The 13018-nt window shown below is 72.8% G+C and carries 13 protein-coding genes; 8 read left to right on the top strand and 5 right to left on the bottom strand.

The genetic code is table 11. The features are described 5' to 3' along the window. Nucleotides 1–65: 65 nt before the first annotated feature. Nucleotides 66–560 carry a MarR family winged helix-turn-helix transcriptional regulator gene (locus ACIP63_RS35735; RefSeq protein WP_401524479.1) on the bottom strand — a complete coding sequence of 165 codons (495 nt, stop codon included), beginning with the start codon at nt 558–560 and terminating at the stop codon, nt 66–68. Nucleotides 561–739: 179 nt separating this feature from the next. On the opposite strand from ACIP63_RS35735, the gene ACIP63_RS35730 reads away from it, so the two are divergent. From ACIP63_RS35730 to ACIP63_RS35720, 3 genes are all read left to right on the top strand, one after another. Continuing rightward, nucleotides 740–979 (top strand): twin-arginine translocase TatA/TatE family subunit, encoded by a 240-nt coding sequence (locus tag ACIP63_RS35730; RefSeq protein WP_401524476.1) that lies wholly within the window; start codon nt 740–742, stop codon nt 977–979. Between the two features lie 108 nt (nt 980–1087). Continuing rightward, nucleotides 1088–2602 (top strand): SDR family oxidoreductase, encoded by a 1515-nt coding sequence (locus ACIP63_RS35725; RefSeq protein WP_401524474.1) that lies wholly within the window; start codon nt 1088–1090, stop codon nt 2600–2602. Then, a complete protein-coding gene (locus ACIP63_RS35720) occupies nt 2599–3978 on the top strand; it encodes a cryptochrome/photolyase family protein (protein WP_401524471.1) in 1380 nt (459 codons plus the stop codon). The genes ACIP63_RS35725 and ACIP63_RS35720 overlap by 4 nt, the downstream gene beginning before the upstream one ends. Before the next feature lie 18 nt (nt 3979–3996). Here the strand turns inward: ACIP63_RS35720 and ACIP63_RS35715 are convergent, their stop codons facing one another. Further along, nucleotides 3997–4839 carry a DUF1206 domain-containing protein gene (locus ACIP63_RS35715; RefSeq protein ID WP_401524468.1) on the bottom strand — a complete coding sequence of 281 codons (843 nt, stop codon included), beginning with the start codon at nt 4837–4839 and terminating at the stop codon, nt 3997–3999. 42 nt (nt 4840–4881) lie between these two features. Continuing rightward, nucleotides 4882–5418, bottom strand: coding sequence for a DoxX family protein (locus ACIP63_RS35710; protein ID WP_401524465.1), 537 nt, complete (start codon nt 5416–5418; stop codon nt 4882–4884). 209 nt (nt 5419–5627) lie between these two features. Here ACIP63_RS35710 and ACIP63_RS35705 point away from each other — a divergent pair, with 209 nt between their 5' ends. Both ACIP63_RS35705 and ACIP63_RS35700 read left to right on the top strand, forming a co-directional pair. Further along, entirely contained in the window at nt 5628–7643 is a 2016-nt protein-coding gene (locus ACIP63_RS35705; RefSeq protein WP_401524462.1) for an FAD-dependent oxidoreductase, read from the top strand. Nucleotides 7644–7676: 33 nt separating this feature from the next. Next, on the top strand, nt 7677–8210 hold the full coding sequence (locus ACIP63_RS35700) for a PadR family transcriptional regulator (protein ID WP_401524459.1): 534 nt from the start codon (nt 7677–7679) through the stop codon (nt 8208–8210). A 31-nt stretch (nt 8211–8241) separates the two neighbouring features. On the opposite strand, the gene ACIP63_RS35695 is transcribed toward ACIP63_RS35700, so the two are convergent. Together ACIP63_RS35695 and ACIP63_RS35690 are read right to left on the bottom strand one after the other, a co-directional pair. Continuing rightward, a complete protein-coding gene (locus ACIP63_RS35695) occupies nt 8242–9261 on the bottom strand; it encodes a DMT family transporter (RefSeq protein ID WP_401524456.1) in 1020 nt (339 codons plus the stop codon). Then, the gene (locus ACIP63_RS35690; protein ID WP_401524453.1) at nt 9258–10070 is read right to left on the bottom strand and encodes a phosphatase PAP2 family protein; all 813 of its coding nucleotides are present in this window, start codon (nt 10068–10070) and stop codon (nt 9258–9260) included. The genes ACIP63_RS35695 and ACIP63_RS35690 overlap by 4 nt, the downstream gene beginning before the upstream one ends. A 166-nt stretch (nt 10071–10236) precedes the next feature. Here ACIP63_RS35690 and ACIP63_RS35685 point away from each other — a divergent pair, with 166 nt between their 5' ends. The 3 genes from ACIP63_RS35685 (at nt 10237) to ACIP63_RS35675 (ending at nt 13003) form a co-directional block, all read left to right on the top strand. Further along, complete coding sequence (locus ACIP63_RS35685) at nt 10237–10884, top strand: TetR/AcrR family transcriptional regulator (protein ID WP_401524450.1); 648 nt, start codon at nt 10237–10239, stop codon at nt 10882–10884. 209 nt (nt 10885–11093) lie between these two features. After that, nucleotides 11094–12107 carry an SPFH domain-containing protein gene (locus ACIP63_RS35680; RefSeq protein WP_401524447.1) on the top strand — a complete coding sequence of 338 codons (1014 nt, stop codon included), beginning with the start codon at nt 11094–11096 and terminating at the stop codon, nt 12105–12107. Continuing rightward, on the top strand, nt 12104–13003 hold the full coding sequence (locus tag ACIP63_RS35675) for a hypothetical protein (RefSeq protein WP_401524444.1): 900 nt from the start codon (nt 12104–12106) through the stop codon (nt 13001–13003). The genes ACIP63_RS35680 and ACIP63_RS35675 overlap by 4 nt, the downstream gene beginning before the upstream one ends. Nucleotides 13004–13018: the final 15 nt, after the last annotated feature.

The following is a 13018-nucleotide window of genomic DNA, read 5'->3' as shown; positions in this document are numbered from 1 at the left end:
TCATGATGTATCTCAATGATTGAGATTACATGGCGTACGGTCCAATCTCCCACCGGCGGGGCGGTTCAGCGCCGAGGAACCTGCATACGGGCGAGTTCACCGTTCATCCGGCCGAGAAAGCGGAGCGTGGCCTCCAACTCCTGGGGCGCGGACGCGGAACGCGCGCCGGCCGCCGCCTCCGCGAGGGGCATGAAGAACGAGCGCGCGGCAGCCTTGGCCCCGGCCTCGTAGTGGAGATGCACGACCCGGCGGTCCGGGCTCTCGCGTGCGCGCCTGATGTGACCCGACCGCTCCAGCCGGTCCAGACACGCGGTGACCGCGCCGGACGTCAGGCCGAGGTGCTCGCGCAGCCGCCCCGGGGTCAGCGGTGTCTCCGCGTCGAGGATCGCGCCGAGCGCCTGTACGTCCGTGGCGTGCAGGCCCTGCGCGTGGGCGAAGGCGTGGACCAGACGGTTGATCTCACTGTTCATCCGGCGCAACTGCACGGCGAGAGCCTGGAGATCCGGCACCCCCGCCGCATCCGCGCCCGATCCGTCGCGAGGGTCGTCTGCACTGTCCACCGCCCCATACTAGGCGCGCACGACGGAACCACGATCGCCGGACAGGAGAGCGTGCCCGGCCCGGAAGAGGCGCTGGCGTGGACTTCTACTGCGCTGTGTAGATTTGGCGCGCTGCCGCGGGCCGGGAGTCCGGGGCCGCCGGGAGAGCTCCTCACACCCACAGGGAGAAGACAGCCGTCATGTTCGGAATCAGCGAGCTCGCGATCTTCCTCATCATCGCGATCCTGATATTCGGTGCCAGGAAGCTCCCCGAACTCGCCCGTTCCCTGGGCAAGTCGGCCCGGATCCTCAAGAGCGAGGCCCGGGCCCTGAAGTCCGACGGCATCTCCCCCACGGTCCCGGTGGACCCGCCGGCGGACGGGGCGGACGACCCTCGCGTCATCAGGGGGACGGCCACCGAGAAGCCCGGGCCCCGCTGATCCCTGCCTCTCCGCCACCCGCAGGGGTGGGCCTCGGCGTGTCCGCAAGCGGAATCGCCCCCGCGGGGAGACCGTGGACGGAGGAGACCCGATCCGGAGCGAGGCGTCATGGAGAGCAAGGGCGACAGCGGTGGGCTGCGGTGTCTGGTGACGGGCGCGACGGGCTACATCGGGGGCCGCCTCGTACCCGAGCTCCTGGAGGCCGGCCACCGGGTGCGCTGCCTGGCGCGGACCCCGGGGAAGCTGCGGGACCACCCGTGGGCGGGCGAGGCCGAGGTGGTCAAGGGGGACGTGACCGACGCGGAGTCCCTGGGTGCGGCGATGCGCGACATCGACGTCGCGTACTACCTGGTCCACGCGCTGGCCGCCGGGCCGGGCTTCGAGAGGACCGACCGCGACGCGGCGCGGAACTTCGGTGAGCGGGCGAGAGCGGCCGGCGTCCGGCGCATCGTCTATCTGGGCGGGCTCACACCCCCTGACGTCCCCGAGCCGGAGCTGTCCCCGCATCTGCGCTCGCGCGCCGAGGTCGGGCGCATCCTGCTCGGTTCGGGGGTTCCGACGACCGTGCTGCGCGCCGCGGTCATCATCGGTTCCGGTTCGGCGTCCTTCGAGATGCTGCGCTATCTCACCGAGCGGCTGCCGGTCATGGTCACCCCCAGCTGGGTGTCGACGCGGATCCAGCCCGTCGCCGTGCGGGACGTGCTGCGTTACCTCGTGGGCAGCGCGCACATGCCCGCCGAGGTGAACCGCACCTTCGACATCGGCGGACCCGACGTCATGACGTACCGCGACATGATGCAGAAGTACGCCCAGGTCGCCGGGCTCCCCCACCGGCTGATCCTGCCGGTGCCGATGCTCTCACCGGGCCTGTCCAGCCACTGGGTCGGGCTGGTCACCCCCGTGCCCGCGTCGATCGCCCGCCCGCTCGCGGAGTCCTTGCGCTACGAAGTCGTGTGCCAGGAGCACGACATCGCCGATCACGTCCCGGACGGCCCCGGGCAGCCGTTCTCCTTCGCCACCGCCCTCTCGCTCGCGTTGCAGAGGGTGCGCGAGGCGAGAGTGACGACGCGGTGGTCCTCCGCCTCCACCCCGGGCATTCCCAGTGATCCGCTCCCCACCGACCCGGACTGGGCGGGTGGGAGCCTCTACACCGATGTACGCGAACGCGAGGTGGACGCGTCCCCCGAGGCCCTCTGGCGGGTCGTCGAGGGGATCGGCGGTGAGAACGGCTGGTACTCGTTCCCGCCGGCCTGGGCAGTCAGGGGCTGGCTGGACCGGCTGGTGGGCGGGGTGGGCCTGCGCCGGGGACGGCGGGACGCCCAACACCTGAGGGTCGGGGACTCGCTGGACTTCTGGCGGGTCGAGGAGATCGAGCCCGGCCGGCTGCTCCGGCTGCGCGCGGAGATGCGGCTGCCGGGACTGGCCTGGCTCGAGATGTACGCCGAGAAGGGCGAGGACGGCCGGTCGCGCTACCGGCAACGGGCCGTCTTCCACCCCTCCGGACTGCTCGGCCACGCCTACTGGTGGAGCGTGTCGCCTTTCCACGCCGTGGTCTTCGGCGGGATGGCCCGCAACATCGCGCTGGCGGCGGGCCGGGGCACGGGCACGGGTGATCCGGCATGACCGTGGCGATCGTCCTGTTCACGTCCGACCTGCGGTTGCACGACCATCCGCCGCTCCGATCGGCGCTCGCCTCGGCCGACGAGGTGGTGCCCCTCTTCGTGCTCGACGAGGGCGTGGAGGCCGCCGGCTTCGGCGCTCCGAACCGGCGCGCGTTCCTGGCCGACTGCCTCCGGGATCTGGACGCCGGGCTCCGCGAGCGCGGCGGGCGCCTGATCGTCCGCGAGGGGGACGTGGCCGACGAGGTCGGCAGGGTCGTCACCGAGACGGGGGCGGACTCGGTCCACATGGCGGCGGGCGTCAGCGCTTACGCGCAGCGGCGGGAGGAAAGGCTGCGGAGGGCTCTCGCTTCCGTACGCTGCCGGCTGAGCGTGCATGACGCGACGGTCAACGTCGTCCCGCCCGGCGCGGTGGCCCCCTCCGGGGCGGGCAGGGACCACTTCGCCGTCTTCACCCCGTACTTCCGGCGGTGGTCCGGGGAAGGGCTCCGCTCCCCGTTCCGGGCGCCTCGCGCCGTGGCCGTACCGGAGGGTCCGGCGTCCGCCGCGCTGCCGTCGCGTTCCGGCCTGCGGGGGCTGTCACCGGGCCTGGCCGAGGGCGGCGAGGCCGAGGGCCGCGGATTGTTCGCCGCGTGGCGCCGTGACGGTCTCGCGTCGTACGAGGACCGTCACGACGACCTCGCGGGCGACGCCACCTCGCGGCTCTCGCCGCACCTGCACTTCGGCACGCTCTCCCCCACCGAGGTGGTCCACCGCGCCCGCGCCGCGGGCGGACCGGGTGCGGACGCCTTCGTACGGCAGGTGTGCTGGCGGGACTTCCACCAGCAGGTCCTGGCCGCCCGCCCGGCGGCCGCCCGCGCCGACTACCGTCCGCGGCAGGACCGTTGGCGGACCGGGCGGGCGGCGGAGGACGACACGGCCGCGTGGAAGGAGGGCCGCACGGGTTATCCGGTGGTGGACGCCGCCATGCGCCAGCTCCTCCACGAGGGCTGGATGCACAACCGCGGGCGGCTGCTGACCGCGAGCTTCCTCGCCAAGACGCTGTACGTGGACTGGCGGTCCGGAGCGCGCCACTTCCTGGAGCTGCTGGTCGACGGGGACATCGCGAACAACCAGCTCAACTGGCAGTGGGTGGCCGGCACGGGCACGGACAGCCGGCCCAACCGGGTCCTCAACCCGGTGACGCAGGGCAAGCGGTACGACCCCGACGGTGCGTACGTACGCCGCTGGGTACCCGAGCTGGCGGGCATCTCCGGGCCCGCCGTGCACGAGCCGTGGAAGCTCCCCGGACAGGAACGAGGGCGCTACGACTACCCGGAGCCGGTCGTCACGCTCCCGGAGGGGCTGGCCAGGTTCAAGGACGCGCGAGGGCTGGACTGAGGCCGGGCGTCGTCCCGTTCAGATCTTGCGCCACCGGGCGTTGGCGAAGGAGAAGAGGCCGAAGGCGGCAAGGCCGACGGCGATGAGGACGAGCAGCCAGGGCCCGGCGGGCGTCTCGGTGAAGGAACGCAGGGTGTCGTCCATGCCCTTGGCACGGCCCGGTTCGTGCCGGACGGCGGCGGCGACGGCGAACCCGCCCGCCGTGACGAAGACCGCACCCCGGACGGTGCCGCCCAGGACGCCCACGACGTCGACGGCCTGACGGGTCTTCTTGGTCATCTCGCCCATCTTCAGGTGCTTGTGGTACTTGCGAGCGAGGGCGCGGTAGGCCATCCACAGACCCGCGCCGACCACCACGGCGCCCGCGATCCCCACGATCCACTGACCGCCGGTCCACTGGAGGGCCCGCGCCGTGACGTCGTCGGTCTGACGGTCGCTCGACCCGCTGCCGCTGCCCTTGTCACCGAGCGCGTAGGAGAGCACGGAGTACGACACGAAGGCGTAGAAGACGAAGCGCGCGGCCGCCATGGCGCGTTTGTTGGCCTTGCCGCCGTCGGGGCCAGCCAGCCCGAAGGCCGCCTCGGACAGCCGCCACACCGCCATTCCCGCCAGGGCCACACCGAGTACCAGGAGCAGGACGCCCCCGAAGGGCTTCTCGGCAATCTCCGCGATGACACCGCCGCGGTCGGCCTGCTTTCCGCCTCCGTCGGAGAAGGCGATGCGCAGGGCCAGGACTCCCACCAGGAAGTAGATCACCCCGCGCGCCACGAAGCCGGCGCGGGCGCCCACGTCCATGGCCCGGCTGCGCGAGGCTCTTCTCGCCTTGCCGCGTGCGTTCATCGACAGCGCGTTCGCATTCATGCACTGCCGGATGCCCCTGAATCGGCGATCAATGCGGGAGAGCTACGCGCCCTCGTCCGCCGGCTCGCCCTGGGCTGCCCGCCCCTTGGCGCGGCGGCCGACCACGGCGGCCGCCCCCAGGGCGCTGCCGGCGAACGCGAGGGCCACGACCCACGGGCGGTCGAGGACGTGCCCGGTGGCATGGTCCAGGGAGTAGCGGCCGGCCCCCGTCACCCCGATCGCGGCGGCGACGAAGCCGAGGAACGCCGGGTACTCGTAGCCGCCGCCCATCGCGAAGAAGCCCGCGGGTGCGTGCACGGCGACGGCGCCCGCCATCGTGCCCGCCGCGGCGGCACCCGCCGCGGGGGTGGCGAGGCCGAGCGCCAGCAGGACCCCGCCTCCGGCCTCACCGAGTCCGGCCGCCAGGGCGCTGTGCTTGGGCGGGTGGAAGCCCATGGCCTCCATCGCCGCGGTGGTCCCCTCGATGCCCCCGCCGCCGAACCACCCGCCCAGTTTCTGGCTCCCGTGGGCCGCCAGGACGGCTCCCGTGCCGACCCGGAGTACGAGGAGGCCGACGTCGCGTCGGTTGATGCAGGCCATGGGGTGTCTCCTGTCGACAGGAAGGAGGAGCAGCGGCGGGGAGCGTACGGATCCACTCTCGTCCGGGGCGGGCCGCCGGGGCCGGTGGTGTTACGCCATCCGTGGGCCGGGCCTTGCCGCAACTGCGGCGTACATCATTATGCAACTAGTTGCACAATGACGTACGCGTGGTCTAGAACTGGCTCGACGACACCTGCGAGGAGACCCGGATGAGTCCGTACCCCACCCTGCTGAGCCCGCTCGACCTCGGATTCACCACGCTCCCGAACCGGGTGCTGATGGGGTCGATGCACATCGGTCTCGAGGAGGTCGAGCGCGGCTTCGAACGGATGGCCGCGTTCTACGCGGCGCGCGCACGCGGCGGGGTGGGCCTCATGGTCACCGGGGGGATCGCGCCCAGCGAGCGCGCGTGCTCCTTCCCCGGCGGCGCCAAGATGACCACCGAGGCCGAGGCGGAGCAGCACTCCGAGGTCACGGCGGCCGTGCACGCGGCGGGCGGCCGCATCGCGATGCAGATCCTGCACTTCGGGCGCTACGCCCACCACCCCGGCCTGGTGGCGCCGAGCGCCCTCAAGGCCCCGATCAGCGGGTTCACCCCGCACGCGCTCGAGGACGACGAGGTCGAGGAGACCATCGAGGACTTCGTCCGGGCGGCGGAGCTCGCGCGCCAGGCGGGCTACGACGGCGTCGAGATCATGGGCTCGGAGGGCTATCTGATCAACGAGTTCATCGTCGCGGCCACGAACCACCGGGAGGACCGCTGGGGTGGCTCGTACGAGAACCGCATCCGCTTCCCCGTCGAGATCGTGCGCCGCGTCCGTGAGCGGGTCGGGCCCGACTTCATCCTGATCTACCGGCTGTCGATGCTGGACCTGGTGCCCGGCGGTTCCACGCTGGAGGAGGTCGTCCGTCTCGCCCGCGAGATCGAGGCGGCCGGGGCGACCATCATCAACACCGGGATCGGCTGGCACGAGGCCCGCATCCCGACCATCGCGACCTCCGTGCCGCGCGGCGCCTTCACGTGGGTGACGGAGAAGGTGCGGGGCGCGGTCTCCGTGCCGCTGGTGACCGGCAACCGCATCAACACCCCCGAGCTGGCCGAGGAGGTCCTCGCCTCGGGCCGCGCGGACATGGTGTCCATGGCGAGGCCCTTCCTCGCCGACCCCGACTTCGTCGCCAAGGCGGCCGAGGGCCGCGCCGACGCGATCAACACCTGCATCGGCTGCAACCAGGCCTGTCTGGACCACATCTTCAGCCTGCGGATCACCTCCTGTCTGGTGAATCCGCGCGCCTGCCACGAGACCGAACTGGTGCTCTCGCCGACCCGGGTGCGCAAGCGCGTCGCGGTGGTCGGCGCCGGGCCGGCCGGACTGGCCTGCGCGGTCACGGCCTCCGAGCGCGGGCACGCGGTGACGCTGTTCGACGCGGCCGACGAGATCGGCGGCCAGCTGAACGTCGCGCGCCGGGTCCCCGGCAAGGAGGAGTTCGACGAGACGCTGCGCTACTTCCGTACGCGTCTGGCCGAGGAGGGAGTCGAGCTCCGGCTCGGCACCCGGGCCACGTCCGCCGCGCTCACCGGCTTCGACGAGGTCGTCCTGGCCACGGGGGTCGAGCCCCGCACCCCCGCGATCCCCGGCGTCGGGCACCCCGGCGTGGTGAGCTATCTGGACGTCCTGAAGGGCGACGCGGAGGTCGGTGACCGGGTCGCGGTCGTCGGCGCGGGCGGGATCGGCTTCGACGTCGCCGAGTTCCTGACCGACGGGGGCGACGCGGCGAGCCTCGACCCCGAGGTCTTCTTCCGCCAGTGGGGAGTGGACACGGACTACGCGGACCGGGGCGGGCTTCGGGCCCCGGAGCGCCCGAAGTCCCCGCGCACGGTCCATCTGGTCCAGCGCAAGGCGAGCAAGGTCGGCGCCGGGCTCGGGAAGACGACCGGCTGGATCCACCGGACCGAGCTGCGCCACCGAGGTGTCACGATGATCGCGGGCGCGTCGTACGACCTGATCGACGACGAGGGCCTGCACCTCACCGTGGACGGCGAGCAGCACCTGTTGCCGGTCGACACCGTGGTGCTGTGCGCGGGTCAGGAACCGCGGCGTGAGCTGTACGAGGAGCTGCTCGCCGCGGGCCGTCCGGCGCATCTGATCGGCGGTGCCGACGTGGCCGCGGAACTGGACGCCAAGCGTGCGATCCGTCAGGGCACCGAGCTCGCCGCGGAGCTGTGATCACCCGCTCCCGCCGTCCCTAGGATGCACTGCATGTCACTCCCGCACGCGATCCTCACGGCCCTGCTCGAGAAGCCGTCGTCCGGTCTCGAACTGACGCGCAGGTTCGACCGGTCGATCGGCTACTTCTGGCCGTCCACGCACCAGCAGATCTACCGCGAGCTGGGAAAGCTGGAACAGGCCGGTCACATCCGGGTGCTGCCGGCCGCACAGCCGGCGCGTGGGCAGAAGAAGGAGTACGAGGTGCTGCCCGCCGGCCGGGAGGCACTGACGGCCTGGGTGTCGCTCGCCGAGGATCCGCGGCCGGTGCGCGATCCCCTGCTGCTGAGGATGCGGGCGGCCGCCGTGGTCGGCGCCCCCGGACTGGCCGGGGAGCTGCGCAGGCACCTGGTGCTGCACCAGGAGCGGCTGGCGGAGTACCTGGAGATCGAGAAGCGGGACTTCCCCCCGGAGCGGACAGCGGACGAGGACCGGCTGCGCCGTCTGGTGCTGCGCGGGGGGATCGATCTGGAGACGTTCTGGACGGGCTGGCTGACCAGGGCGCTCGACGAGCTGGACGGCCCCTGAGGGCTGCCCGGCCGTGGGCCGTCGGGACGGCTCAGCCGGGGCCGCCCGGGCTCCCGACCGGTTCCGGGTGCAGTGTGAACGGCTCGGCGGGGCGAGGGGCGGTGAGGGACGGGCCGGTGATGACGACCCTCGACGGCGCGGTGACCACCGGCCCGGTGACCGCCGGCGCGGTGACCACCGGCCCGGTGACCGCCGGCGCGGAAGCGGCCCCGGCCGGCGCGGGCATGCTCCCCGCCTGTGCGCGGCTGAGCAGGATCACGCCCTGGACTGCCGCCAGGGCACCGATGAGCGCCGGGACGAGGCCCAGCACCCCGCCCTGGATGCGCTCGCCGAGCAGGATCAGGCCGATCGCGGCGGCGGCGACCGGGTTGGCGAGGGTGACCACGGCGAGCGGGGCGCCGAGGCCGCCCCGGTAGGCGGTCTGGGACAGCATCAGGCCGCCCAGGGCGAAGAAGGAGACGAGCACCGCCACGGTCACCAGCCGCCAGCTCAGCAGCGGGCCCGAGTGGTCGGTCGCGGCGACCGTGAGGGTCTGGGTGAGGGCGGAGGCCACCCCGGAGGTGATGCCGGAGGCGGCGGCGTGCCGGAGGCCGGGCCGGGTGCCCGGGCGGCTGAGCGCGGCGACGAGCGCCATGGTGACGGCCCCGACGCCCAGGGCCTCGGGGAGGCTCAGCGTGTCGTGCGGCGCGGCGCCGCCCGCGGCCAGGAGCAGCGCGGCGAGGCCGACGAGCGTGAGGAGCGTGCCGCGCCATTCCGTACGGCTGACCCGGCGGCCCGCGGAACGGGCGCCGAGCGGGACGGCGGCGACGAGCGTGAGCGCGCCGAGCGGCTGGACCAGGGTGAGCGGCCCGTACTTCAGCGCGGCGACGTGCAGCAGCGCCCCGCCGGCGTTCAGGCCGACCGCCGACCACCAGGCCCCGCGGCCCATCAGGCGCAGCGCCCCGGCGGAGGGGTCGGTCCGCCCGGCCAGCCGGGCCTGCGCCACGGCGGCGGCCGCGTAGGCACCGGCGGAGACGAGGGAGAGGGCGACGGCTATGAGTGTGGCGTTCATCGACGCGCTCCGGATCGTGCGTACGCGGGGGCCGCGTAGTTCTGGGCCGGGACGGTCGCCGGCCACGGCAGGTGCGTAGGGACCGGCGTGCGCGGCAGCCTGAGCGCGGCGTACGCGACGGCGAGCAGGGCGGAGACCACGATCACGTCGAGCCAGTAGTGGTTGGCGGTGCCCACGACCACGAACAGGGTGAGCAGGGGGTGCAGCAGCCACAGCAGGCTCCACCGGGAGCGTGTGGCGACGATCAGTCCGACGGCGACCGCCAGGGCCCAGCCGAAGTGCAGTGAGGGCATGGCCGCGAACTGGTTGGCCATCGAGTCGGTCGAGGGCGTCTCCCCGTACACCGACGGTCCGTAGACCTGCCCGGTGTCGACGAGGCCGGCCGCGTGCAGCATGCGCGGCGGGGCGAGCGGGAAGAGCAGGTGCAGCGCGAGCGCGGCGCCGGTGAGCGCGGCCAGGATGCGGCGTGACCAGACGTAGTGGCGCGGGCGGCGCCAGTACAGCCAGACCAGGAACGCCACCGTGGCCGGGAAGTGCACGGTCGCGTAGTAGGTGTTCGCCGCCTCGACGAGCGTCTCGCTGTGCAGCAGAGCGCCTTGTACGGCTCCTTCGCCGGGAAGGCCGAGAGCCCTTTCGAAGCTCCAGACGTGTCCGGCGTTGTGGAAGGCCTCCTCGACATGGCCGTTCGCGGCCTGGCGGCCGAGTTTGTAGACCAGGAAGAGTCCGGCTATCAGAAGCAGCTCGCGGACGAGGGGCGGTCGGGCTGAGGTGTCCGGCTCCCGCTCCGCAGGCTCACTGCGGGTGTGCATCACCCGTGCCCCTTTGCTGACGGTGCGCTGTTACGACGTCGGCATGGCCAGTCCATGCCGTATCGATACGCCAGTGTACCGATACGCCGACGTATCGGTACACTGGCGTATCGGTACACTGGCGTATCGAGGGTCTCCAGCCGCAGAGTCGCAGAGAGGGAAGCAGATGCCGTCGCCCGGTTCAGCACAGGAGTCCGTACCCACGTCACGCCGGTCGAAGATCACACCGGAACGGGCCCAGGAGCTGTACACCGCCGTGCTGGACCTCCTGCGGGAGAGCGGCTACGACTCGCTGACGATGGAGGGCGTCGCCTCGCGCACCCGGTGCGGGAAGTCCACGCTCTACCGGCAGTGGGGGTCCAAGCCGGAGCTGGTCGTCGCCGCACTGCACGGCAGCCGGAAGAGGCGGTTCTCGGACATCGACACCGGCAGCCTGAGCGGCGATCTGCGCGAGGCGGCGCGGGTCGTGGACGCGGCGTCCGGCGAGGACACCGCCCTGATGCACGCCCTCAGTCATGCCGCGCTCCAGAATCCCGACCTGCTCTGCGCGCTGCGCTCCACACTGATCGCGCCGGCCATCGCCGCTTTCGACACGATGGTCGAACGAGCCGTCCGGCGTGGTGAGATCGACGCCGGCAACCCCGCGGCCGACTACGTGGCCGCCCAGATGCTCGGCATCATGCGCGTCCGGCCGCTCCTGGAGGGACGGCACCCCGACGACGCCTCCTTCCTCACCGGCTTCATCGAGTGCGCCGTGCTCCCGGCGCTCGGACTCCCCTCCTCCCCGCCCGCTCCCGAGGGAAGCGGGACCTGATGAACGTGGACCGTCGTCCGAGCGGATGACGGCGGTCCACCCGCGCGCCGCACCGTGGGGACGGGGTCGGCGCACAACCGGCCAGCCGGTGGTTTCCGAGAGGAAACCGCCGGCCGGCCGTTTTCATGCCCACACCCCCTTCTCGTCCTCTTGACGATATCCCTCGGAATCCATTATCGTCTCCATGACGAGAAAGAGGGGGTCCCGAGATGGCCGACATCACCCGGCGCTTCGGCTGGCGCCACCTGCGTTCCGCACCCACCGCCCACATCCGCCACCACAGGCGCGGCAGACTCACCCATGACGGCCCCGGACTGAGCTTCTGGTACCGCTCGCTCTCCGCGGCGCTCTCCGAGGTCCCGGTCGACGACCGTGAGCTGGCGATGGCGTTCCACGCCCGTACGGCGGACTTCCAGGACGTCACCGTGCAGGCCACGGTCACCTACCGGATCAGTGACCCCGCCGAGGCGGCCGTCCGGCTCGACTTCTCGGTGGACCCCGACACCGGGATCTGGCGCGGTGCGCCCCTGGAGCAGATCGCCACCCTGCTCACCGAGACGGCGCAGCAGCACACCCTGGACGTCCTGGCCCGCACCCCTCTCGCCACCGCCCTCGTGGACGGTGTCGCCGCCGTACGGGAACGGGTCGCCACCGGGCTCGCCGCCGAGCCCCGGCTGCCCGCCACCGGCATCGACGTGGTCGCCGTACGCGTCGTCGCCATCCGCCCCGAGGCGGAGGTCGAACGCGCCCTGCGCACCCCGGCCAGGGAGCAGATCCAGCAGGAGGCGGACCGGTCGGTGTACGAGCGCCGGGCGGTCGCGGTCGAGCGTGAACGCACGATCGCCGAGAACGAGCTCGCCAGCAAGATCGAGCTCGCGCGCCGCGAGGAGCAGCTGGTCGACCAGCGCGGCACCAACGCCCGCCGGGAGGCCGAGGAGAAGTCGGCGGCCGACGGGGTGCGTACGGCCGCGGAGGCCGCCCGCACCGTGCGCCTGGCCCGCGCGGAGGCGGAGGCCGCCCGCGACGTCGGGGCGGCACGCGCCGAGGCGCAGGCCGCCTGGCTGCGGGCGCACGCGGACGTCGACCCCGGCATACTGCACGCCCTGGCCGCGACGCGGCTGGCCGAGAACCTCCCGCGCATCGACAGCCTCACCCTCTCTCCCGACGTCCTGACCGGCCTGCTCGCCAGGCTCGGCCGGCCGGAGCCGGAGGCCCGGGCGTGAGCCTGGCCCCGCGGGCGGTGCTGGTGCACCGGACGACGGAGTACGAGGAGCTGCTGGCCCGGCACGGGACACACGGGCAGGCCGCGTTCGTGCTCGCCGGACGCGGCCGGTCGCTCGACGAGGTGGCCGAGCGGCACCGGCGCCACGAGCGGGCGCTCACCGAGGTGGCGGCGGCCCTGCCGGTGCGGTGGCGCCGGACCCGGGTGGAGCGGGCGGACCTCGACCGTTTCCTGTTCGGGCCCGAGGACGTGGTCGTCGTGGTCGGGCAGGACGGCCTGGTGGCCAACGCCGCGAAGTACCTGTCCGGGCAGCCCGTGGTGGGCATCGACACCGACCCGGGCCGCAATCCCGGAGTTCTCGTACGCCACCGGGCCCGTGACACGGCGGCGCTGTGCCGGGCCGCCGCGTCACCCGGCGGACGGGTGGACGCCCTCACGATGACCGAGGCCGTCGCCGACGACACCCAGCGGCTCCTCGCCCTCAACGAGATCTACCTCGGACCGCCCGGCCATCAGACCGCCCGCTACCGCATCGGCCCCGACGGCAGCCCGTCCGCCGTCGAGTCACAGGCGTCGTCGGGCGTCCTGGTGGGCACCGGCACCGGCTCCACCGGCTGGCTGCGCTCGCTCTGGCTCGAGCGCGGCAGCCAGCTGCGGCTGCCGGCCCCGTCCGATCCGCGACTGGTCTGGTTCGTGCGGGAGGCCTGGCCCTCACCGGCCACCGGCACCTCGATGACCGCGGGCGCGCTGGGACCCGGGGAGGGCCTCAGGCTCACCGTCGAGTCGGACCGGATGGTGGTGTTCGGCGACGGGATGGAGTCCGACGCACTGGAGTTGACGTGGGGTCAGTCCGTCCGTCTCGGTGTCGCCGGAACCACACTCAATCTGGTGGCGTGACCACCGTGTGAGGAT

This window comes from Streptomyces sp. NPDC088746 (assembly GCF_044751065.1).
Lineage (GTDB): Bacteria > Actinomycetota > Actinomycetes > Streptomycetales > Streptomycetaceae > Streptomyces.
The sequence above is the reverse complement of the archived record's forward strand: the minus strand, read 5'-3'. Positions and strand labels throughout refer to the sequence as shown.

Coding starts and splice junctions, on each gene's coding strand:
- ACIP63_RS35680 (WP_401524447.1), top strand. CDS start 11,094: ATGGCCGACATCACCCGGCGCTTCGGCTGGCGCCACCTGCGTTCCGCA.
- ACIP63_RS35710 (WP_401524465.1), bottom strand. CDS start 5,418: ATGGCCTGCATCAACCGACGCGACGTCGGCCTCCTCGTACTCCGGGTC.
- ACIP63_RS35730 (WP_401524476.1), top strand. CDS start 740: ATGTTCGGAATCAGCGAGCTCGCGATCTTCCTCATCATCGCGATCCTG.
- ACIP63_RS35705 (WP_401524462.1), top strand. CDS start 5,628: ATGAGTCCGTACCCCACCCTGCTGAGCCCGCTCGACCTCGGATTCACC.
- ACIP63_RS35690 (WP_401524453.1), bottom strand. CDS start 10,070: ATGCACACCCGCAGTGAGCCTGCGGAGCGGGAGCCGGACACCTCAGCC.
- ACIP63_RS35725 (WP_401524474.1), top strand. CDS start 1,088: ATGGAGAGCAAGGGCGACAGCGGTGGGCTGCGGTGTCTGGTGACGGGC.
- ACIP63_RS35720 (WP_401524471.1), top strand. CDS start 2,599: ATGACCGTGGCGATCGTCCTGTTCACGTCCGACCTGCGGTTGCACGAC.
- ACIP63_RS35700 (WP_401524459.1), top strand. CDS start 7,677: ATGTCACTCCCGCACGCGATCCTCACGGCCCTGCTCGAGAAGCCGTCG.
- ACIP63_RS35695 (WP_401524456.1), bottom strand. CDS start 9,261: ATGAACGCCACACTCATAGCCGTCGCCCTCTCCCTCGTCTCCGCCGGT.
- ACIP63_RS35685 (WP_401524450.1), top strand. CDS start 10,237: ATGCCGTCGCCCGGTTCAGCACAGGAGTCCGTACCCACGTCACGCCGG.
- ACIP63_RS35715 (WP_401524468.1), bottom strand. CDS start 4,839: ATGAATGCGAACGCGCTGTCGATGAACGCACGCGGCAAGGCGAGAAGA.